19 protein-coding genes and 4 pseudogenes are annotated in these 19,945 nt (G+C 69.8%); 14 read left to right on the forward strand and 9 right to left on the reverse strand.

The features are described 5' to 3' along the window. Positions 1-196: 196 nt before the first annotated feature. Positions 197-511 carry a hypothetical protein gene (locus OOK34_RS28775; protein WP_267037080.1) on the reverse strand — a complete coding sequence of 105 codons (315 nt, stop codon included), beginning with the start codon at positions 509-511 and terminating at the stop codon, positions 197-199. Between the two features lie 655 nt (positions 512-1,166). Here OOK34_RS28775 and OOK34_RS28780 point away from each other — a divergent pair. Then, entirely contained in the window at positions 1,167-2,102 is a 936-nt protein-coding gene (locus OOK34_RS28780; protein WP_267037081.1) for a hypothetical protein, read from the forward strand. Positions 2,103-2,279: 177 nt separating this feature from the next. Then, the gene (locus OOK34_RS28785) at positions 2,280-4,121 is read left to right on the forward strand and encodes a hypothetical protein (RefSeq protein ID WP_267037082.1); all 1,842 of its coding nucleotides are present in this window, start codon (positions 2,280-2,282) and stop codon (positions 4,119-4,121) included. A gap of 118 nt (positions 4,122-4,239) precedes the next feature. Here OOK34_RS28785 and OOK34_RS28790 read toward each other — a convergent pair whose 3' ends face one another. Beyond that, positions 4,240-4,644, reverse strand: a complete 405-nt coding sequence (locus OOK34_RS28790; RefSeq protein WP_323183514.1) for a heavy metal-responsive transcriptional regulator — start codon at positions 4,642-4,644, stop codon at positions 4,240-4,242. 112 nt (positions 4,645-4,756) lie between these two features. On the opposite strand from OOK34_RS28790, the gene OOK34_RS28795 reads away from it, so the two are divergent. Then, positions 4,757-5,704 (forward strand): alkylmercury lyase family protein, encoded by a 948-nt coding sequence (locus OOK34_RS28795; protein WP_267037084.1) that lies wholly within the window; start codon positions 4,757-4,759, stop codon positions 5,702-5,704. 96 nt (positions 5,705-5,800) lie between these two features. On the opposite strand, the gene OOK34_RS28800 is transcribed toward OOK34_RS28795, so the two are convergent. After that, entirely contained in the window at positions 5,801-6,178 is a 378-nt protein-coding gene (locus OOK34_RS28800; RefSeq protein ID WP_267037085.1) for a hypothetical protein, read from the reverse strand. A gap of 89 nt (positions 6,179-6,267) precedes the next feature. Here OOK34_RS28800 and OOK34_RS28805 point away from each other — a divergent pair, with 89 nt between their 5' ends. The 4 genes and pseudogenes from OOK34_RS28805 to OOK34_RS28820 all read left to right on the forward strand — a co-directional run bounded on the left by OOK34_RS28805 (position 6,268) and on the right by OOK34_RS28820 (position 10,471). After that, a complete protein-coding gene (locus OOK34_RS28805; RefSeq protein ID WP_267037086.1) occupies positions 6,268-6,576 on the forward strand; it encodes a helix-turn-helix transcriptional regulator in 309 nt (102 codons plus the stop codon). A 76-nt stretch (positions 6,577-6,652) separates the two neighbouring features. Then, positions 6,653-6,913: pseudogene (locus tag OOK34_RS28810) on the forward strand (nuclear transport factor 2 family protein); the annotation flags it as partial. A 1,231-nt stretch (positions 6,914-8,144) separates the two neighbouring features. Continuing rightward, positions 8,145-8,864, forward strand: coding sequence for a DUF6461 domain-containing protein (locus tag OOK34_RS28815; protein WP_267037087.1), 720 nt, complete (start codon positions 8,145-8,147; stop codon positions 8,862-8,864). A gap of 558 nt (positions 8,865-9,422) precedes the next feature. Continuing rightward, positions 9,423-10,471, forward strand: a pseudogene (locus tag OOK34_RS28820) (IS630 family transposase). Between the two features lie 3 nt (positions 10,472-10,474). On the opposite strand, the gene OOK34_RS28825 reads toward OOK34_RS28820, so the two are convergent. After that, positions 10,475-10,945, reverse strand: coding sequence for a GNAT family N-acetyltransferase (locus OOK34_RS28825; protein WP_267037089.1), 471 nt, complete (start codon positions 10,943-10,945; stop codon positions 10,475-10,477). 967 nt (positions 10,946-11,912) lie between these two features. Continuing rightward, complete coding sequence (locus OOK34_RS28830) at positions 11,913-12,491, reverse strand: TetR/AcrR family transcriptional regulator (RefSeq protein WP_267037090.1); 579 nt, start codon at positions 12,489-12,491, stop codon at positions 11,913-11,915. Between the two features lie 91 nt (positions 12,492-12,582). Between OOK34_RS28830 and OOK34_RS28835 the strand changes: the two genes are divergently transcribed. After that, the gene (locus OOK34_RS28835) at positions 12,583-13,029 is read left to right on the forward strand and encodes a DUF1772 domain-containing protein (RefSeq protein ID WP_267037091.1); all 447 of its coding nucleotides are present in this window, start codon (positions 12,583-12,585) and stop codon (positions 13,027-13,029) included. 67 nt (positions 13,030-13,096) lie between these two features. On the opposite strand, the pseudogene OOK34_RS28840 reads toward OOK34_RS28835, so the two are convergent. After that, positions 13,097-13,317, reverse strand: a pseudogene (locus tag OOK34_RS28840) (IS5/IS1182 family transposase); the annotation flags it as partial. 422 nt (positions 13,318-13,739) lie between these two features. Here OOK34_RS28840 and OOK34_RS28845 point away from each other — a divergent pair. Together OOK34_RS28845 and OOK34_RS28850 are read left to right on the forward strand one after the other, a co-directional pair. Further along, on the forward strand, positions 13,740-14,705 hold the full coding sequence (locus OOK34_RS28845; RefSeq protein ID WP_267037092.1) for a restriction endonuclease: 966 nt from the start codon (positions 13,740-13,742) through the stop codon (positions 14,703-14,705). A 168-nt stretch (positions 14,706-14,873) separates the two neighbouring features. Then, positions 14,874-15,173 (forward strand): antibiotic biosynthesis monooxygenase, encoded by a 300-nt coding sequence (locus OOK34_RS28850; protein WP_267037093.1) that lies wholly within the window; start codon positions 14,874-14,876, stop codon positions 15,171-15,173. Between the two features lie 98 nt (positions 15,174-15,271). Here the strand turns inward: OOK34_RS28850 and OOK34_RS28855 are convergent, their stop codons facing one another. Together OOK34_RS28855 and OOK34_RS28860 are read right to left on the reverse strand one after the other, a co-directional pair. Beyond that, positions 15,272-15,715, reverse strand: a complete 444-nt coding sequence (locus OOK34_RS28855) for a luciferase family protein (RefSeq protein WP_267037094.1) — start codon at positions 15,713-15,715, stop codon at positions 15,272-15,274. 67 nt (positions 15,716-15,782) lie between these two features. Continuing rightward, positions 15,783-16,271, reverse strand: a pseudogene (locus OOK34_RS28860) (NADPH-dependent FMN reductase); the annotation flags it as partial. On the opposite strand from OOK34_RS28860, the gene OOK34_RS28865 reads away from it, so the two are divergent. From OOK34_RS28865 to OOK34_RS28880, 4 genes are all read left to right on the forward strand, one after another. After that, complete coding sequence (locus OOK34_RS28865; RefSeq protein WP_267037095.1) at positions 16,255-17,244, forward strand: hypothetical protein; 990 nt, start codon at positions 16,255-16,257, stop codon at positions 17,242-17,244. The pseudogene OOK34_RS28860 and the gene OOK34_RS28865 overlap by 17 nt on opposite strands. A 76-nt stretch (positions 17,245-17,320) precedes the next feature. Beyond that, positions 17,321-17,587: a helix-turn-helix transcriptional regulator gene (locus tag OOK34_RS28870; RefSeq protein ID WP_267037096.1), complete on the forward strand. Its 267-nt coding sequence runs from the start codon at positions 17,321-17,323 to the stop codon at positions 17,585-17,587. 151 nt (positions 17,588-17,738) lie between these two features. Further along, complete coding sequence (locus OOK34_RS28875) at positions 17,739-18,302, forward strand: dihydrofolate reductase family protein (RefSeq protein WP_267037097.1); 564 nt, start codon at positions 17,739-17,741, stop codon at positions 18,300-18,302. Positions 18,303-18,435: 133 nt separating this feature from the next. Further along, positions 18,436-19,299 carry a hypothetical protein gene (locus OOK34_RS28880; protein WP_267037098.1) on the forward strand — a complete coding sequence of 288 codons (864 nt, stop codon included), beginning with the start codon at positions 18,436-18,438 and terminating at the stop codon, positions 19,297-19,299. Positions 19,300-19,397: 98 nt separating this feature from the next. Here the strand turns inward: OOK34_RS28880 and OOK34_RS28885 are convergent, their stop codons facing one another. After that, positions 19,398-19,907, reverse strand: coding sequence for a RidA family protein (locus OOK34_RS28885; protein ID WP_267037099.1), 510 nt, complete (start codon positions 19,905-19,907; stop codon positions 19,398-19,400). Positions 19,908-19,945: the final 38 nt, after the last annotated feature.

Genomic DNA, 19,945 nt, shown 5'->3' on the forward strand with positions numbered 1-19,945 from the left:
CGCCACCAGCCTGCGGTACCGCCACGCCTGCCGCTCGGACCTCCGCGCCCCTGAGCCACGCCGACGCGCAGCGCAGGCAGCCCCCGGGCAGATGGATCTCGCCCAGCGCGATGTCTGGTCTTCAGGTCGTTCGTCGGATCACCACGTCCCGCGACAGGTGATCACCGCCGATCAAGATCCACTTTCGTAACAGGCCCTAGCAGCCTTCGATGTCGTTGGCGCAGCCGTGGACGTCGGCGGGCTCGAGGGTCTTGAGGTTCCAGATGAGCAGGCCCTGGGGCTCGGTCTTGCCTGTCGTTGCCGGTGCGACGGTCACGGTGACAGGTGTCCCTGTGGGGAAGTCGACGCGGACGGCGTCGGTACCTGCGCAGGCAACGGCGAATTGTCTTCTCGTCGTGCCGCGGGTCACGAGGAGCGTCACGTTGGAAACTTCGTCGCTGTCGCACACGATGTCGAAGCGGTAGGGCTTGTCGCCGCCGGTCTCCAAGGTTTCGTTCAAGCCCGAAGCCACGTGCGGAGCACCCGATCCAATGAGGCGTGTAGGCGCGTCATCGTCCTTCAAGATCGCCTGAGCACTTCGCAGGGCGTCGTCGGGCTCCCATTCCGTTCCCGGTTCGTACGGTGGCGTTTCAGTGCTCGTGCACCCGGTGAGAGCAGCAGCAATGGCTAAGACCACAAGGGGCCTTGGTATCCGCATGAAGGCGTCCTCGGTTCGGGCCGTGGCGCGCCCCGCCCACTGGGGGCGGGGCCCACGGCTTCCAGTGGTTACGGCGATACAGTCCCGGTCCGCACACCTTCGCACACGGGTCATCCCCGGTCGGACTGCGCCTTGTTCCGTGGCTGGCTGCCCGCGCCGCTGCGGGTGGGGGCACGCGCTGGTACTCGCGGCTGATGCCGCCGGCCTGGGTATTGCCGTACATGGGGACTTCGCCGGACGACCGGGGCAGGCTCGCGCGCTCGGGTCGGACCCGGCGCCGGGGAGTCGGCTCGGCGACTGCGATCAGGCTTCCACCGCCCAGTCGGCGCTGGTTGACCCGTCGACCGTCCAGGGAAGGCCGGAAAGCACCGTGTCGGCTGAGCCGCTTATGGGGAGATACGAGCGGTCCGGCAACTGAGCGTAGTCAGGGAGTCACGTGGGGTGGAAACGCGAGTTCGATGAGACAGCGTTGGGGGAACTGCGGGAAGCACGCAAGCAGCTGGAGCGCCTGGACGACCCGACCGTGGGCCTGTCCGCGCTGCACGGCGAACTCTCACAGGCCCGCATGAAGATCCAGGAAGTCGTACAGAACGGCGTCACCGGGCTCCGCGAGGAGAACCGGGAACTGCGCCGCCGCCAGGACAAGATGATCGCCGACCTGCAGGAGAGCCGGGAGGAAACACGGGAGGAGATACAGCAGCTGCGTGAGCTCGCCGAGATCCTGCGCGGCCTCGCCGCAGAGCCGGCCACTGCCCCTCCCCAGCCGCCCCAGCCCGGGGAAGTCGCCCTGCCAGGGCCGGCCAGCGGCGCGGAGATCACGGGACCATCCCGGCAGACAGTGCCCGACCGTGAAGACCAGGGGGAGAGCATGCAGCACACCGAAGGCCACGATCCGCGGAAGGCGATCGGGAGCGAGGGGGCGGAAGCCGAGCTCAAGAACGCCATCGAGGCCGCCTATCGCGGTACGCCCGCCAGGCCCATACCCGCGCCCACCGCCGCCGGGCAGACCCCCCAGTCCCAGCCCGAGGACCCGAAGACCGCTCACGGCGTCCTGCTGCTGAAGGCGGCCGGCGTCGCCTCAGCCGAACTGGTCCTGCACCGCGACACCTGGGAATTCCTCTCCTCCCTCGCCGTCGACCACAGCCACTTCCGCACTCCGCCCGCCGTGGAGGACGTCAAGGAGGGCCGCATCCAGGCCGCTCTCTCCGGGCGCTCGCTCATCGCCGTGCTGATCGAGCTCTGGAACACCCGAACCACCGCCACCGTCCTGGAAGCCGACTGGGCGCTGGCCACCACCGCCTACAACCGGATCGCGGCCGGGCTCGCCGGCGCCACCGGCTCCGGGGAGACCATCCGCATCACCCTTGACGACGGACTGGGACACACCGGTATCGCCGAGGACTGACGCCCCACGGGAAGGCCCGCCCCGACGGGCCTTCCATCAGCCGCCGTTCGATCCCTCCCAGTGGCCGACGGACTTCACTGAATCGCGTCCGCTCGCCCCCGAGATCCCCGTACGGTCGTTTCACCGATGGCGACGGGCTGATGACGCCCAGTCAGGCAGTGGGAGAGGGTCCGAGGGATGGTCAATGCCCGTACGTACCTGTTGTGGCGGGACCTCGCGATGAGTGTGGACCTCCCCAAGGAAGCCCTCAAGACGGTGATCGAAGCCCTCTGCACCCCGGCGAGGAGCCCGCACGGCTTCGACCGACGGGACGAGCAGTGGCGGGAGGAGGCACTGCGGGCCGCGATGCCCGCGCTGCTGGCCCGTACGACGGCCAAACGGCTGCGGGCCCGGATCCTGCTGCACGCCGACCAGACGATGCTGGCCTCTCTGGCGGCTGCGGGCACGGTGACCACCGCCGACCTGCCCGGCATCCTGCGCACCTACCGGCCCTGGGCCGGGCTGATCATCGGCCTGGCACGGCACCCGCACCAGGTCGATGAAGCCATCGCTCTGCTGCCCCGCCTCGCCTGCGCCGAGATGGAGCAGGTCATCCGGGGCTGGGACCCCGATCGCCACACCCGCAGGGAAGGGGCCGCAGCGGCCCCGCCCGTTCCGCAGGCCCTGTTCGACGCCGTTCTGGAGGCCTCTCTCACTCCCCTCGCGGCGTTCCTGCTCCACCCGCAGCGCGAAGAGGGCTGGGAGGAGATGTCCTCCTACTTCAAGGACTGGTCGCTGGAGCTGGGCAGCCACGTCGGCTGGGCGATGCTGGCCAGGTGCCCCGAGCGGTGGGTGGAGCTCGTCGCAGACCCCACGCTCGGGGCGGCCGTCCAGCATCTGCTGCTGGACCGGGCCGAGACCCAGGCCCTCGAAGACGCCCGCGACCGCGCCGCCACCAGCTCCTACCTCGGCGACGAGGAGCCTCCGACCGACGAAGACCCGGCTCCCGCCCTCAGCGATGAGCTGCTGCTCGCCTGCCTCCCGGCTTTGTGCCTGCCCGAGCTGTCCGAGCTGCCCAACCCGACGGTGACCGCCCGCAGGACCCTGCACCACATCGCCGACCGGGTCCGCGACAACCCGCGCCTGGCCGAGCTCGCCACCGACCAGCTGCACGCGGCCGCCGACGCCCTCGTGCGCCGCGGCCGGCTGCTGAGCCGGCCCGAGAAGCAGGCCGACGACTACGAATCCGACGGCCGCGTCCTGCGTTTCGCCCAGGACCTGGCGCTCCTTGGCGCCAACCCCGACCACCTGGCCGGGGCATGCGTCCAGCTCGCCTCCCTGGATCAGCCGGCCGTCGTCTCTCCCGCGCCGAGCCGGGTTGTGATCCGCGTGGTCGGCGACGACACCGACCGGGACCGTCCTGCCGCCCTCCTGGAACGCCATTCCGAGCACCGCCGGGTCCAGGCACTGGCAGCCCTCGCTGCCAACCCGCACACCCCGCACGCCGCCGTCAGCGATGTTCTCACCGGCCTGCACCCCGCCGAGTTGGCCTGGATCGCCGAGAAGGCCGACGGACCCGACTGGTTCCTGCACGCGGCGGCAGCCGTCCCGGCCGAGGACGAGGAGGACGACGGTGTGCTGCGGCTGCTGACCGACGACGACCTCGACAAGCACCCCGACCCGGCGGCCGTCCTGCAGTCCTGGCTCGACTCCCCCGCGGTCGACGAGATCCTCTCCCGCTCCGAGGTCTACCGGACCGTCATCAAGTCCCGCCACCGCACGCTCGACCACCTGCTCCAGCTGCCGGCCGACGAGGTCCTCTCCCTCAACGAGCCCGAGATCTCGCTGCAGATCCTGCTGGACCGCTGCGGGCGCAGCAGCGAGCGGTGGGCGGCGCTCGCCGCCGCGATGACCTTCGAGTACAACGAGGAGAAGATCACCTTCGGCGCGCTCCTCGATTCCCTGGACGACACCCCCGCCCGGCCGGCACCCCGAGCAGGTCGATCAACTCCTGCCGTTGATCACTCGACAGCTGGGTGAACAGATGGGCGATGCGCTCGCTCCAGCACCTTCACGGCGTTGTCCGTGAGCCTCCGCAGGAAGTGGGCCAGAGCGTTCAAGAGGTTGGACGGCACGGTGGGTGGGGCCGGGCCTGGGCTTATGGCCGTGTGGGGGTGAGGATGGTGCAGATGTCGTCCGCGGCGCAGGCGGCGGGGTCGGTGGTGGTGGCGCGGGCCGCCAGGGTGCGTAGTACGTCGCGGGTGGCGGCGAGCTCGGCCATGCGCCGGTTGATGTCGTCCAGGTGCTCGTGAATGAGGCCGGTGACGTGGGTGCAGGGGGCGTGGCCGGCGTCACGCAGGGCGAGGACCGAGCGGATCTCGGCGAGGGTGAGGCCGGCCCGCTGGGCGTCGCGGACGAAGCCGAGCCGCGCCACCGTGTGCTCGGGGTAGTCGCGGTAGCCGCCGGGAGTACGCGGCGGCGCCGGCAGCAAGCCGCTGTCCTCGTAGAAGCGGAGGGTCTTGGTCGTCAGCCCGGTGCGGGCGGCGAGGTCGCCGATGCGCATACCTCCACAGTAGCCCTTGACCTTCCAGTGCACTGGAAGGTCAAGCCTCGGGGTGCAGAAGGCGAAGAGCGGTACGGAAGGTCCGGTCGGGATGAGGATCAGGGTGTTGGCGGTGGCCAGCTGCCCGAACGCGCAGCCCGCGCTGGAGCGGGTCACCACGGTGCTGGACGGACGAGAGGCGCAGGTCGAACTGGTCGAGGTGGCTGACGAGGCCGAGGCTGCCCGGCTGGGGATGTGCGGGTCGCCGACGATCCTGGTCGACGGCACCGACCCGTTCGCACAGCCCGGGGCGACACCGAGCCTGTCGTGCCGCCTGTACCGGGACGCCGGCGGCACCGTGTCCGGCGTCCCTGACGAGGCCGCCCTGCACCAGGCCCTCGCCGGGACCTCGGACTGCTGCACCCCCACGACGCCGGAGGCGCTGGAGGTGCTGAATGTGGTCGGCAGGGCCGGCCGCGGGCGCCGTGCCCCAGCCGAGCGCGGCCTGCGCGCGGTGCACCAGCAGGTCCTGCGCCACTTCGCAGCCACCGGAACCGCTCCCGGCGCGCGGACGCTTCAGCCGGTGGCGGCCGAGGCCGGACGGAACGCCACCGCAGTGCTCACCGAGCTTGCGGCGGAGGACTTCCTCACCCTGGACGAGGCCGGGAACATCCGTGCCGCGTACCCCTTCTCCGCCGCCCCCACCCGCCACAGGGTCCGCCTCGAAGGCGGTACGGAGGTGTGGTCGATGTGCGCCATCGACGCCCTGGGCGTTCCCGCGATGCTCGAGCAGGACGCCGTCATCTCCTCCACCGACCCGGTGACCGGCGACCCCATCACCGTGACCTTCACCGATGGCACCGTGCGGTGGGAACCGGCGAGCACGGTGGTCTTCGTCGGGCAGCGTCCCGGAGGCGGCCCCGCGGCCTCCGCCTGCTGCGACGCGCTGAACTTCTTCACCAACACCGACAACGCCCGCACCTGGACGGGCCGGCACCCAGACGTTCCCGGCCGCGTCGTCCACCAGCCGGAGGCCGAGCACATCGGCAGGCAGACCTTCGGCCCGCTCCTAGCCCCTTGAACACCCCGGGCGGCATCGAAGCGAGGGCCCAAGAAGGGGATTCCTCGGGGTGGTCCAGGTCAGAGCCGGCCGGCCGACCTGATGGTTCCCGGCGTTTCACTGGCCCGAGAGCGCTGATCGTGCGGTTGCGTGGAACTGCACGTACTCGATGGTCGCGCCGCCAGGGTGTCGCACGGTCAGGTTGCGGCCGGTCGGGACCTCGTTGGGGCCGTCGAGGACCTCCCCACCGTGTTGCTCGGTCATGCGCAGGACCTGGTCGATGGACTCCACGATCGTGGTGGCGTGCGTGCCGCGGTAGGGGGCGAGAGCTTCCTCCGAACCTGCCAGAAGCAGATAGCCGCCGACACTCGCGAGTTCCAGGTCGCGATAGGTGAACCGCAAGCGTGGCTGCTCGCCGGTGAGTTCGACGAAGGTCGGCAGCGCGACGTCCAGGTCGTCGACGTAGACGCGGGCGAGGGTGGCGAGCACTGGCACGCCCATCTCCTAGATCATTTCGATTTTCCCGAAACATCGAAGTGATCTGCATACTACGGCTATCACGTGGGCGAAGACGAGGAGGGCCAGTGGGACAGCTCGACCTTGAGGACTTGGACTTGGACCTGGCTGTGGTGCTGCACGCCTTGGGCGATCCGGTTCGGTTGGCACTGGTCCGCCGGATGGCCGAGGACGGCGAAAGTGCGTGCAGCCCTGACGGCGTGGACGCGCCCAGATCGACGCTGTCCAATCATTGGCGGATCCTGCGCGAAGCCGGAATCACCCAGACCCGCCGAGCGGGAAAGGCTCGCCTGATGACTCTGCGCCGCGCCGATCTCGATGCCCGCTTCCCGGGACTCCTCGCCGCTGTCTTGGCCGCCGGAGACCGAACTCACTGAGGAGTGGTCTGAAGCGTGATGCGAACGAACGCTCGGCGAACTCCACGGAGCCCAGAACATCCGACTGGTCGTCTGGGACCGGCTGTCGCGCCGGATGTGCACCAACATCCTGGTCACCGTGACCTCTCCGGACACGGCCACTACCACCACCTACTTCGCCACGTACCGGGTCGACGGCTACTCCGAGGGCATGGTGCCGCCCCGGACCCCGGCTCAAGTGGGGCATTACGAAGACACGTTCCGTACGTTGGACGGAACCTGGCTGCTCGCCACGCGGACCCTGTTCCTGTCCTTCGCCGGTCCCACGCAACGCCTCGACCACCCGGGCCGGTCGTGACCACGACCTGCTGAGCTCCAACCGGTCGGCCGCGCGCAAGCCGCCTGACCTACTTGCCGACCACGAGCGCTTCCTCCGTGGCGAGGGTGTCGGTTTCGGTCTCGCCGGCGATGGCGCACACGCAGGTGTCCTTGGCGGAACCGCGATCGTGCACTGTGCCCTTGGGGCAGGGCGCTGCCGCCGCTGCCAGGCCGGCCCGGGCGGCCGACACCGGACGACCGTCGAACCACACCCCCTGAGCGTTCGCAGCCGTAGCAGCCAGAGCCAGCGCGGGCGTCGACGCGGCGAGAACGAGCCGCCCCATCGATCGCCGCGACGGTACCGCAGCACCATCTCCACAAGGCCTTCCCGTCGGCCGGACCGACGGCTTCTCGGCATCAGGTACCTCTTCCGCGGTATGCCGCAGTAGCTCACCGCAACGTGAATGACGAATTTGCTCCCGTTCGTTCACGGTCAGCGCCTCGCTCGAACCCTGCGCCGCCGAACGGCGGACGCCCTGACGTAGGAGGCCCAGACCTGCTGTATCCCGCCGCCTCACCTTCTTCTGCTGCGGAGGCATCGCCGACACCAGAGCCTTCTGCACAGTCTCGAAGCCGACGTCTCACTTCCGCATGACAGCCCGCATCGACCTGCCGGCCATGGCACACCGCGGCGGCATGGACCAATCGAAAGTCACCCAGCTCCGAGAGGGAAACAGCCTTCTCCGTCTCAGACCTCAACCCTGGCTGTGGCGCCTGGCGACAGCTCCAGACTTTGCCCCCGGACAAAAGTCTGGGCATCACCGGCCCGGGCAAGAGACTCCGGAATGAGGCTCACCGCAGCCGTTGTCCAAGTCGGCCGGAGCGCAGCCCCACCCGGTCATGGCTGCCGAATCAGCGGGCTTGGGTGCGGCCAGCGAGACGGCCGGAGGAATGGGTGGCTGCTCAGAGGCCCCACGCTGAGGTTCCGGCGACGGCGGCTACGGGTGCCCCGATGTTGGCCTTGTGGGACCCGGAGCGGTTCAAAGCCCTCGTCGACTACGGCATCTGGAGGGTTCCCGGAGGACGTCGTCCATCCGATCCAGGCAGGTGGTCTCGTCCCGCTCAACGTCAGTCGAGGTGGTTCTTTCGGGACTCTGTGCTCAGGCTCCGGCGCGGGAGACGACCTGGGCCGCTTCGGGCCGCCCGGTCGGGAGCGGCGCTGACCTAACTCCCATCGGAGGGTGTCAGTGGCCGCTGGCAGGATGCGCCGTATGAACACAGCCACCGCAGCCGACTACGGCTGGATACGGTCCTCGTCCTCCCTGTTCATGTTCGCTCTGGAGGCCGGCTACACCATGACGCTGGTCCGGGGAGTTCTGCCCGAGGAGGTGTTCAGGCTGGCGCGCGCCGAGCCCGGCGAGGTGTGCCAGGGACTCCACGCACTGATCCAGCGGCACCTGGAGCTGCTGGACGAATCCGACGACTGGCCCGAGTCCTTCCTTACCGGAGCGTTCACGGTTCCGGGTCCGAGGCCCGACTGGACCGTGATCCTGGAGTTCGGTGGCGAGCTGGGCATGCGGTCCGGCTTCATGGAGCCCCTCTCGAACGGCACGCGGGCGGTCTCGCATTCCAGCAACGGCGGCAAGCCCATGGACTTCTTCCACTGGTACGAGAACGGGGAGTTGCGCACCACCTTCGAATGGCCCGGCGACAGGACCGGCAGGACGCCCGATGATCTGAACCCGCTGATGCGCGAGGTCGGCCTCGACCCCTCGGGCGACGAGGATCCGGAGGTCGACCGCAAGGCCGCAGTGCTCGCGCTGACCGAACGCCTCACCGGCGTACGGCTCACGGAGGACCTGCTGCGAGACGCCGAGTACCTTACGGCCGAGGTCCCCGAGGAGCCCAGCGAGGAGTGGCCGGCCGTCGTCGACATCACGAACACCTGCGGCGAGCAGACATACGTCGAGCGGCGCGAGGACCAGTTCTGACCTCAGGCGAGGGTGGCGGCCAGCCGTGTTCCAGTCGTGGCCCAGACCTCGGGGGCGCCATGGGTTCGTCGTGCAGCACCTCGATGCGTACCAGGGCTTCGGGATGGTCCGGCGCGTGGACGGTATCCGGCAGTCGGGCTCGCTCCTCGCTGTCCCAGAAGGACTCGCTGTCGGCGTAGTCCAGTCCGGCTGGGTCGATCAGGGCCAAGGCTTCCAGGTAGGCGGCCCGCTCGTACGAGTACGGGGTGTGCGGCCATAACCGGGGGAGGTCCGCCACGGCCCGGCGGCCGACGGTCCGAAACGGGCCGGCCGCCTCGCCGCGGTGTCGTTCCCGGGCCAGGTCCCAGCCAGCAGGTCGAGCAGCTCGCCGTCTGCGAGTCTGGTCAGATCGTGAAGGGTCCGGCCCGGGTCGGCTCGGTGGACCTCGATCCCGAAACGGGTCAACGGCTCGGTGAACGACGGCGACTCGGGCTCCTCCCCGATCCGGGCAAACTAGTGCCGTGTCAGTCAACGTTTGCCCTGTTGTGATGGGACGCGCCGCCCGGGGTCCTCCGCCGGATGACGGGCGGCGGTCACCGTGTGCGGGTCGCGGAACGAGTTCGCGTACGCGAGATCGATGATGACGAGGGCCGGCGGCTGCTGCGGATCATCCGCCGGGGCAGCGGATCGGTGGTGACTTGGCCGACGGCTTCGACTCGCTGCATCCGAAGTACAAGGGCGGGCGGCCGAAGACGTTCACGTTGCCCGAGCGGCGTGAGATCAAGAAGATCGCGAAGTCCAAGCCGGCCGAGCACGACCTGCCTTTCCCCACCTGGAGTCTGACCAATCTGGCGGACTTCCTGGTCACCGAGGGGGTGGTCGACGACATCAGCCACGAGGGCCTGCGCATCCTGCTCCGCGAGGAAGGCGTCTCCTTTCAACGCCTGAAGACCTGGAAGACCTCCCACGACCCCGACTACGCGACCAAGAAGGCAAGGGTCGAGCACCTCTACGCGATCGCCGACGGCGAGGTCATACCCGAGGAGGGCGAGCCCGAAGTCATCTTCTGCCTGCACGAGTTCGGCCCGCTCAACCTCATGCCGCACCCCGGCCGGCGGTGGTCCGAACGCGGCGGCAAGCACAAGAACCCCGACCGTGAGCCACGCCGAAGGCGCCGGGCCACCTACAACCGCTACTGCGGCGTGCGCCACCTCTTCGCCGCCCTGGACCTGGTCAAGGACAAGCTCTACGGCCACATCAAGCCGGTCAAGAAGCGCACTCAGTTCCTGAAGTTCTGCCGCTACCTGCGCACCCTCTACGCGCCGTCGATACGGATTGCGATCGTCTGTGACAACTTCTCCCCACACCTGACCCCGAGGACGTGCCAGCGCGTCGGCGACTGGGCCACCGCGAACAACGTCGAAATCGCCTACACGCCGACGAACTCCTCCTGGGTCAACCACATCGAGGCCCAGTTCACCGCCCTGCGCTACTTCACCCCCGACGGCACCGACCACGCCACCCACAAGGAACAGGGCAGCATGATCCGCCGCTACATCATCTGGCGGAACCGCCACGCCGACGACCGGCGCCTACGCGCCGTCGTCGGCAGGGCAAACGTCGCCTGAGGCTCAGCCGAGTTTCTTGCGCATCTTCACCGAGGTCGTCTCGTAGCCGAGCGACTCGTAAAGGCCACGTGCGCCGGTGTTGAACCCGGCGACGCTGAGACCCAGAGTATGAGCGCCCCGCGCCCGGGCGTATTCCTCGCCGAGGAGCATGGCCATTCGGCCAAGGCCCCGACCACGCTTGTCGGCGTCGATCGCAATGTCCCAGACCCACCAGGCACCGGCGTCGTCACTCCTGTCCGGTCCGATCCAGAGGTAGCCGACAGCTACCCCGGCATCGTCGACCACGTCGAAGACCGCGTGATCCGGGGTCGGTGTCCCGGACGGAAAGGAGTGCGCCATGGTCTCGTCCGCCTGCCGGTAGGCGTCCTCGGACGTCTGCCCCAGAGCAACGAGCTCCTTGGCGTACTCGGCTCGACAGCGTTCGAGCCAGGCGGGGAAGTGCTCGGCGTCCAGAGGACGGAGGGTCGCAGGCATTGGCCCAGCCTCCCACACCGCCGATGCCTGAGCGGTGTCACCCCCGCTCAGGCGTCACGGCCCATCAACAGGGCAAACGTTGACTGAAATGGCACTAGCAGTGCTCGTACGACGCCTCGGCCGTGCCCCCGTTGCAGCCGGCCTTCGACCGAGTCGAGGCCAGGGCCCCGGGCGCTTCCCGCAGTCGGAGCAGAACTGGAGGGCCTCGGGTGGCGACCCCATCCCACGCAGAGCTCGATTCTCAGGTACAAGAAGTCCGGCTGGAGCCTGCTGCTCAGCCCCATGGCCCAGTCGGAAATCACCCAGCTCCGAGAGGGAGACAGCCTGCTCTCTGTAGTCGTCTCGGACCTCAAACCTGGCTGAGGTGCCTGGCGTGGTCGCGAGCGAAGCCCCGCCCGGTCATGGCCGGGAGAATCAGCGACCTGCATGCGGTCAGTGAGACGACTAGAGAAACAAGTGGCTGCTCACCACCCCCACGATGAGGTTCCGACGACGGCGGCCAGAGTGTCGGAATGCCTGTGCCCTTGGGGACCCGAAGCGATTCAAGGCCGTCGTCGACTACGACACCTGGGAAGCCGAGCTTATGGAGGACGAGAACATCGTCCGTCACATGCGGGCAGGTAATCCCGTCCCGCTCAACCTCGGTGGAGATGGTGCTTTCGGTGCGTTGCTCCGCGCTGGCACTGTGAAGGCCGGACGGACGCCCACAACGAGCAGCGGCGGGCCCGCACCGGGCGCGGACCCGCCGCTGCTCGGCAGGATCTGCCATGAGTACGAGGAGCACCTCCGGGCCGAGGCGGTCGGCGAGGGCCTCCAAGCTCAGGCCGCCGACCGGCGCTTCCGTCCGCCACCCGCCCAGCGGCGCGGGCGGCCAGTAGGGCCAAGGCGCCGAGGCAGTCGGCGGCCGGCCTGCGCAGGGGCAAGCGGAGCCCGAGGAGCCCGGCTGCGTGCCCGGCGGGACGGCGTGTCAGACCATGGCGAGCCGGTCCACCAGCAGCTCCACCCTCCGCTCGGCGTCCTCCGGCGGCAGCCGTCCCGCACGGGTCAGGGTGGCCAGCCCGTGCAGGGCCGCCCAGAACACCTCGGTGAACAGTCCCGGGTGGACGCCGTCCCCGGCGACCTCGCCGAGGCTCTCCAGCAGGGCGGCGAAGGCGTCCTTCAGCGGCTCCGGGGTGTCCTCGTGCGCGAAGGCCAGGCCGCCGTCGAGCTCGAACATGGCGTCGTAGACCGCCGGGTTGCGTGCGGCGAACTCGAGGTAGGTGCGGGCGAGGGCAGTGACCCGGGTGCGAGGTCCGTCCGCGGCGGAGGTCGCGGCCCGCAGCGCCGCGGCCATCTCGGCGGCGCCCTCGAGGGCGACGGCGCCGATGATCTCGCGCTTGCCGCGGAAGTGGCTGTAGAGGACGGGCTGGCTGTATTCGATGCGCTCGGCGAGCCTGCGGGTGGTGACCGCGTCCCAGCCCTGCTGCTCGGCGAGTTCGCGGGCTGTCGCCACGATGAGGCGCTCGCGCTCCACCCGTTCGCGCTGCTTGCGTTCCTGTACCGACATGATTCGATCCTAGCACCGCTAGACAAGCGAGCGACAGCAGTACTAGCGTTGCCTCATCAGCTAGCAACGCTAGATTTCAGGAGGGGTCATCATGCTCAACGCACTCGAGGTGTTCACCACCGTGGTCGTCGGCGTGATGGTGGGGGTGGAGTTCTCCGTCGCCTTCGTCATCAACCCGATCCTCAACGCGCTCCCCGACGACAGCGGCCAACTCGGCCGCGCCCACGGGGGCCGGATGCTCGGCGCCGTCATGCCGGTCTGGTACATCACCTCGCTCATCCTCGTCGCGGTCTGGGCCATCGCCGGATGGCACCACCACGGCACCAGCCTCGTCGTCACCGCCGGCGCGCTGCTGATCCTCAGCGTGATCATGTCGGTCCTGCTGCTCGTCCCGATCAACAACCGGAGCAAGACGTGGACTCCTGACAACCGGCCCGCCGACTGGAAGCAGCAGATGAACCGCTGGGACCGCCTCCACTACGTCCGCGTCGCCGTCATCATCGCCGCCTTCGCCCTGCTGGTCGCCGCCCTCGTCTGACCCCGCGGGCCGACACCGCGCACGCGGCGCACAGCCGCGCGGAGCCCGCAACTGCGATCCCGACAAGCTACGCCCCTCGATGACCTGCACGGCTCTCGGCTCTGGTTCGGGTGAGGTCTTTGATCCAGATCACCGAGGCGGCACGCAGGTGAAGCCCGGCGAGGTGGCGTTCCGGGGTCCTGTCGTAGCGGGTCGCGATGCCCCGCCACGCCTTGAGCTCGTCGATCAGGCGCTCGACGGTGTTCCTCTCCTTGTAGAGCTCGGCGTCGTGGTCGCTACCGGGCGGCCATCACCACCGTGAGCCCTCCCGCCAGCCTGGCCAGGCCCGACCGTCACGACAACCAACACGCCTAGCCGTAACGGATATCTCGACCACAGCACCCGGACCATCAGACGACATGACAGCTCGGCGCGGCCTTGAAGCGGGCGGCACGAATCCAGAGGCACGCCTTGGGCCCGATGCCGCGGGGGCTCTGCCGGGAGCGGGCGGTGCGGGGCCGGGAGTGTTTGTGGCGGTCGCGCCGGCTATGCCCTGGATGTCGTCGAGCGACACCCGGGATCGCGTGAGGCCGGATCGAGCGCTTACGATCTTGGGCGGCGCAGCACGACCCTGGGGAGGGACTCTTTTGACCGGGCACTGGACCACACAGCCAGACTCCGGGCGATCCGAGGCTGCGGGCCTCTTCGCCCCACAGGAAGTCTTTCCCGGCATGGAGTTGGGCGCGGAGGGCATCCGTCAGCGGTTGGTGATCGTCCAGAAGAAGTTGAACCGTGGCCTCGCCGGCCTCCGGGTGCACGACGAGACCGTCGCCCGCGTGCCGAAGTCCGATGTGCTGGAGCTTGACCGGGTGAGGTTCGAGGTCGCCCTCCTGCGCGATGTCGAGACGCTCGGGATCCTGCTCAACCAGCTCGTTGGCGCCGCTCGTGAGTCCCTCGGAGACCTCACGTCGCTGGACCTGCGGTCGGTGCGCCGCAAGGAGGAGGCCGAGCGGCTGCTCCTCGCGTTGGACGGCCCGGCCTTCGAGGATTCGCCGCTGTGGGACATGACGAAGGAATTCGCCGCCACGTTCACGTACGCGTCCGACCCCTTGCTGAGGGCCGGGGGAGGTCGTTTCTTTGGTCCGACGGCTCTTTTCATCCAGCAGTACGCCCAGCATGCGGGGCTTGTTCGGGTTCTTCACCGGGAACTGCGGAGCCGGTGGCATTCGCTGTGGCAGGTGGTGAAGGAAGCCCTGGACGGGTCGGTCCTGGACGAGCCGGCGGGGCTTCCGATGGACCAGGTCGACACCCTGCACCACCAGGCGTTCGAGCAGCTCATCGCGGATCTCCTGGACCGCGACGGGTATCGGATCGTGCGGTCCGGCGGCGGTTCCGGTGACCAGGGGGTCGATGTCCTCGCTGTCGACCCGCTCGGCAACCACCTCGCCGTCCAGTGCAAGCACTTCGCCGCGGGCAACGGGCGCGTCGGGCAGCCGGTCGTGCAGCACCTCGTGGGCGGAGCCCATCCTCCCCGGACCTTGCCCATCGTCGTAACGAACGGCCAGTTCGTCGGCGGCGCGAAGGTGTGGGCCATGGAGAGCGACAGGGCCCGGCTGATCGACCGGCAGGCGCTCAAGCTGTGGAGCGAGGACGGGGAGACGCTGGGCGTCGTCATGCGAGCCGCGGGTACGGCGTAGGCACGGCATAGGCACGGCATAGGCAACCTCCCGCCGCGCGCCTGAAGGGTCCGGATACCTGTCCAGCCGTCCGTTCGGGGCCCTCGGCGACACCTGCGCGGCTGCGGCGCAAGGTCTGATCCACATCTGTTCACACCTTTTGCCCAATAATTCCGAAGGCGGTTCGGCATGTTCGCAGTGATCTATCGATGGCGGTTGCAGCAGGGGAAGGAGGAGCAGTTCGGGGCTGCCTGGCACCGCATGACCGACGCCATCCACCGAAGCTGCGGCAGCTACGGGTCACGGCTGCACCAGGCCGACGACGGCACCTGGCTGGCCTACGCGCGTTGGCCCGACGCCGCCACCCGGGAGCGGTGTCAGGGAGCCGACCCCGAGGCGCTCGAACTGATGCGCGCGTCGATCGCGGAGTCCTTCCCGGAAATCCGCTGTGCGATAGTCGACGATCTGCTGGCGGAGCCCGGTCGCTGACCTGCGCGGTAACTGCCCGAGCGGGGCCGGCTTCTGGAGAACCCGTCCCCGCTCATGCGTTTGGAGGAGAAGCTCACGCCCTTGTATGACGTGGTGCTTCAGCTCGCGCCGACCGCGTACCGGTACGACAGCTGGATGATCTTCCAGACCGTCTCCAACTCCGCTGCGGTCCTGGGCCCGTAGACGAGGGTCACCGACTGGACCGGGTGGTGCACGCCCCAGCCCGCGGCGATGACCTCGTCCTCGGCCTCCGGCGGGAGGGTGAGGTGGAGCGAGCCGTCGTGGTGGGGATGGATGTGGGCCCACTCCCTACCGCTCTGGAAGGCCTCGGCGGGGCCCGTGCCGATGCCCTCGGGCAGGAAGAGCGCGCGGGCGTGCGGGACCGAGACGCGCGTGGGGGCCATGTATACGTAGGGCAACGCGCGCATCCGTTCCCACAGTTCTTCCTGCAGCATGATCGGGGAGATCTGGGAGCCCTGACCGTGCGGGGCCGGGCCGAAGACATACGGGGCTGCGCCGCTGCGGGGAGTCAGGGTGAGCATGGTGCTCCTTTCCGGCCGGTGAGCCGGCCGAGGCGTGAATGGTCAACGGAGTTGAAGCATGCGCGCTTCAGGCGTTCGCCTCGGTGGAGAGCTGGTCGAGGATGCGGCGGAGTCCGGTGGCCACCTCGGTGTCGTCAGCGGGGTGGGTGGTGGCGAAGCGGGGTCAGGGATGCGGGGACGGAGAGCAGTGCCTGTTCGAGGACGGTGCCGCCGGCGATGCCGACGGACTTGCGGGCCTCCTCCTGGGCCCAGACTCCTCCGTAGCTGCCGAAGGCGGTGCCGATGACGGCGACCGGCTTGCCGGTGATCGCGCCGGTCCCGTACGGGCGGGAGATCCAGTCGATCGCGTTCTTCAGGACAGCGGGGATGGTGCCGTTGTACTCGGGTGAGACGAGCAGGAGCGCGTCCGCCCGGGACACCGCCTCCCGCAGTACCGTCGCCGATTCGGGGACGGCGCCCTCGACGTCGATGTCCTCGTTGTAGAAGGGGATCTCGGCGAGGCCCCGTGGATCTCGACGGAGACGTGCCCGGGCGCGTGCTTGACGGCCGCTTCGGCGCTGGCCGCCATCGGACCGGACGCCTCGGTGGCCGAGGAAGTCGCCCGGGCGGCGGACCGCGCCCGGGACCGTGCCGCCCCGGCCATCGCCTGCGACCTCTACCAGCGCGCCGCGGCTCTCACCACGTCGCTGCCGGACCGCGGACGCCAGCTGCGCCGTGCGGCCGCCGCGGCGGTGGCCGCGGGGGACCTGCCCCTGGCCGGCACCCTGGCCGAACAGGCCGGCCCGCTCGCCACCACCGGAGCGGAACGGGCAGCCCTCGCCGAGGTCCGCGCCGCTGTGGAGTTCGAGCGCGGCGATCAAGCCGTCGCGGCGCGTCTCCTGGTCGCCGGCGCTCCGGAAGCCGATCCCGGGCCGTCAGCGTCGATGCTGCGCACCGCGGCGACGTACGCGTGGTTCCCGGGAGACGCCGATTCGGTGCGCGCCTGCGCGGAACTCCTCCCGGGCGACCACACCGTCCGGGGCATGGCCAGGCTGGTGGACGGCGACCATCCGGCCGGTCTCGCCGCGCTCACCGCGGCCGCCGCCGAGGGCGGACCGGGCATGCGCCCGGTCTACGCCGCGGCCCTGCTCGGTGATGACGACCGGGTGGAGGAACTGGTCACCGCCGAAGTGGCCCGCAGGCGCCGGGCCGGCCTGGTGGGCGGACTCCCGGAGGCGCTGCAGATGCCGGCCCGGCTGCAAGTGCTCCAGGGCCGGCACCGCGATGCGGAGGCGTCGGCGGCCGAGGCCAGGGCCGTGGCCGAGGACTGTGGCATGCCGCAGCGCATCGGCCATCTGGACGTGGCCCTCGCCCGGATGGCCGCGATCGAGGGAGACCCGGAGCGCTGCCGGCCGGTGGCCGGGGGGGGACCGTCGACGGCGGGATCTCGGTGGCCTGCCTGCTCGGCCTGCTCGACCTGGGCCTGGGCCGCTACGAGGACGCACTGGTGCGCCTGGAGTCGGCGTGGACCCGCCCCGGCCACTACATGACAGCTCTGGTGGCCGCGACCGGCGACCTGGTCGAGGCCGCGGTGCGACTCGGCGTCCCTGAGCGGGGCCGACTCCCGTGGCAGCGCCTCGTGTCCTGGGCGGAGGCCGGGGGTCAGCCCTGGGCCCGGGCCATCGCGCCGTCTCGACCGCCCGCGCGCTTGCCGACCGCCTGACTCCGCAGGAGTTGCAGGTGGTCCGGCTGGCGGCCGAGGGCCGCAGCAGCCGCGAGGTCGCCGCGCTGCTCTTCCTGAGCCGGCGCACGGTCGAGCACCACCTCTTCAAGGCCTACCCCAAGCTCGGCATCCGCTCGCGCACCAAACTCGCCCGCCTCGACCTGGACTGACCGAGCTGCGGCGTCGGGCCGGTGGGCGCGGCAGCACGCCGGGACGGCCAGGCCCAGAAGGGACCACCTCGGCCCAGGGGATCCCGCGAGCCGCCAGTCCCGCGGCGTCCGGCGGTCGTACTGTCGAAGCCGTCACCGAGGAGGACTCCTGATGCGCAGCGTGACCTATTCGATGGGCGTCTCACTTGACGGCTACATCGTCGGGCCGGACGGCGACTTCGACTGGACGGATCCCGACGAGGAGCTCTTGCGCTTCGTCACCGACGAGATTCGAGGGGTCGACGTCTACGTGTTGGGACGGCGCCTGTACGAGACGATGCTGTACTGGGAGACCGCCGACCAGGATCCATCGCTCGACGACTCGATGCTGGAGTGGGCCGCGGTCTGGAATCCGCTCCCCAAGGTGGTGTTCTCCACCACTCTGTCCGCGGTCCAGGGCAATGCCCGCCTGGCTTCCGGCGGCCTGACGGAGGAGATCGAACGGTTGCGGGCCGAGCCGGGCGCGGGCGACATCGCGATCGGCGGCGCGACTCTCGCCGCCGAGGCGGCCGCGTTGGGTCTGATCGACGAGTACCGGGCCAGGGTCTACCCGGTGCTGGTCGGCGGCGGCATTCCGTTCTTTCCCCACCGCGAGCGCCGGGTGTATCTCGAACTCCTCGAGACCCGCACCTTCAGCTCAGGGGTCGTCTACCTCCACTACCGCGTGGCGCGCTAGACGAGTAGCCGCGGGCCGCCGATCCCGGAGGGCTCGGCATGCCAGGGGTCCGGTAGCCTGGCGGGGCTTGGCCGGGGGGACCAAGGTGCTTCGGCTTTCCCCGGATCGACCACACACGGGGAACCGAACACACATGTCTGCTGCCTTCTTCCGGCGTTCGGCGTGGGCGGCGGCGGCCGTTCTGGCGCTCGCCACGCTGTCCGCCTGCTCCGGCGAGTCCACCTGCAAGATGCCCGAGGGCGTCAAGACCTGTCTGACGGCGGCGGAGGTCAAGGAACTGGACACCGTGCGCGCCGCCGGCCAGGCCCTGCTGGACTCCCCCGGCACGACGTCCGAGGTGCTGTTCACCCCGCCGAAGGACCTCAGCGGCGGCGTCCCGAGCCCGATCCCCGGCACCGGCCGGTACCGGGGGGACGCGGCGGAGGCCGCCGTGGGCGGGTCGTACGAGATGCAGTTCACCGAGGACGGGCACACCGACGCCGCCCGCTACGCCGGCGGGCAGACGTACGTCCGGTACTGGAGGGCCGTCGACCAGACGGGCAAGCCGGCCTGGGTGGCCATGTCGCAGGGGCAGCTCGCGAAGAGGGGCGACGAGATGGGCGTCGTGGCCTGGCGGGCGCGCGCCGCGAACCCGCTGATGACCGCACGGCTGCTGGCGGCCTTCACCCCCGGCCCCCTCGACACCCTCACCAGCTCCGGGGCCGACGGGCGCGAACTGCACCTCTCCATCAGCTCCATGGGCATGTCCTCGGCCAGCCACGACATGCTGACCTCCGCCTTCCCCGACCACAGCCCGAACGAGGTCAACGTCGACCTACGGCTGGACGAGCAGAAGCGGATCACCTGGTTCGAGGTGACCATGAAACTCACGCACATCGGCGGCTCGGGCGCCCAGCTGCGGGTCATGCACACCTTCAAGCCCGCCGGCGCCCCCGTCACCCTGGGGCCCCCGGAGGGCCTGCTCAACCCGCCGAAGGCGGCCCCGACGGGGAGCTGACCGAGCCCGACGCAGGCGGGTCTTCAGGCGATCGCCGAAGCGGTCACCGCCGCGATGCGCTGAGGGGCCGCGCGGCGGTAGCCGCGCGGCCCACTCGGTCAGGAGCGCGGCGACACCAGCGCGACGGCCTCGATCTCCACCAGCTGGTCGGCGAACGCCAGGTCGGAGACGCCGAGGATGGTGTCGGTCGTGCGGTGGTTGCCGACGTACTCCTTGTGCAACCGCGCGGCCGTGTCGAAGTTCTTGCGCAGGTCCTTGGTGTAGATCTTCATGCTGATGATCTGGCTGCGCGGGATCCGGTAGTGCGCGAGCACCTTGTCCATGTTGTCGAACGACGTGCGGACCTGCTTCTCGAAGTCGCCGACGCCCACCAGGTTCCCGGCCGCGTCATGCGACAGCTGCCCCGAGATGTAGACCGTGTCCCCGGCCCTGATGGCCTGCGAGTAGCCGTAGGACCCCTCCCACGGCACCCCGAACCCGAAGTGGTCCCAGCCGCGGCGCGCCTGGTCCTGCGCGCTGGCTCCCTGCGGTCCCGCAACGGTGATCATCGTGGCCACCAACGCAGCCACTACAGCGGCGATGCCGAACCTGCGCCCTGACTTGGTCATTCCCGTTGTCCCTTCGTTGCCAGTGGAGCCTCGAGCCA

Source organism: Streptomyces sp. NBC_00091 (assembly GCF_026343185.1).
Taxonomy (GTDB): domain Bacteria; phylum Actinomycetota; class Actinomycetes; order Streptomycetales; family Streptomycetaceae; genus Streptomyces.

Excerpts from the sequence above, each read along its gene's own strand:
- OOK34_RS28785 (WP_267037082.1), top strand. The coding sequence starts at position 2,280 with ATGGTCAATGCCCGTACGTACCTGTTGTGGCGGGACCTCGCGATGAGT.
- OOK34_RS28790 (WP_323183514.1), bottom strand. The coding sequence starts at position 4,644 with ATGCGCATCGGCGACCTCGCCGCCCGCACCGGGCTGACGACCAAGACC.
- OOK34_RS28815 (WP_267037087.1), top strand. The coding sequence starts at position 8,145 with ATGAACACAGCCACCGCAGCCGACTACGGCTGGATACGGTCCTCGTCC.
- OOK34_RS28825 (WP_267037089.1), bottom strand. The coding sequence starts at position 10,945 with ATGCCTGCGACCCTCCGTCCTCTGGACGCCGAGCACTTCCCCGCCTGG.
- OOK34_RS28830 (WP_267037090.1), bottom strand. The coding sequence starts at position 12,491 with ATGTCGGTACAGGAACGCAAGCAGCGCGAACGGGTGGAGCGCGAGCGC.
- OOK34_RS28835 (WP_267037091.1), top strand. The coding sequence starts at position 12,583 with ATGCTCAACGCACTCGAGGTGTTCACCACCGTGGTCGTCGGCGTGATG.
- OOK34_RS28845 (WP_267037092.1), top strand. The coding sequence starts at position 13,740 with ATGGAGTTGGGCGCGGAGGGCATCCGTCAGCGGTTGGTGATCGTCCAG.
- OOK34_RS28850 (WP_267037093.1), top strand. The coding sequence starts at position 14,874 with ATGTTCGCAGTGATCTATCGATGGCGGTTGCAGCAGGGGAAGGAGGAG.
- OOK34_RS28855 (WP_267037094.1), bottom strand. The coding sequence starts at position 15,715 with ATGCTCACCCTGACTCCCCGCAGCGGCGCAGCCCCGTATGTCTTCGGC.
- OOK34_RS28875 (WP_267037097.1), top strand. The coding sequence starts at position 17,739 with ATGCGCAGCGTGACCTATTCGATGGGCGTCTCACTTGACGGCTACATC.
- OOK34_RS28880 (WP_267037098.1), top strand. The coding sequence starts at position 18,436 with ATGTCTGCTGCCTTCTTCCGGCGTTCGGCGTGGGCGGCGGCGGCCGTT.
- OOK34_RS28885 (WP_267037099.1), bottom strand. The coding sequence starts at position 19,907 with ATGACCAAGTCAGGGCGCAGGTTCGGCATCGCCGCTGTAGTGGCTGCG.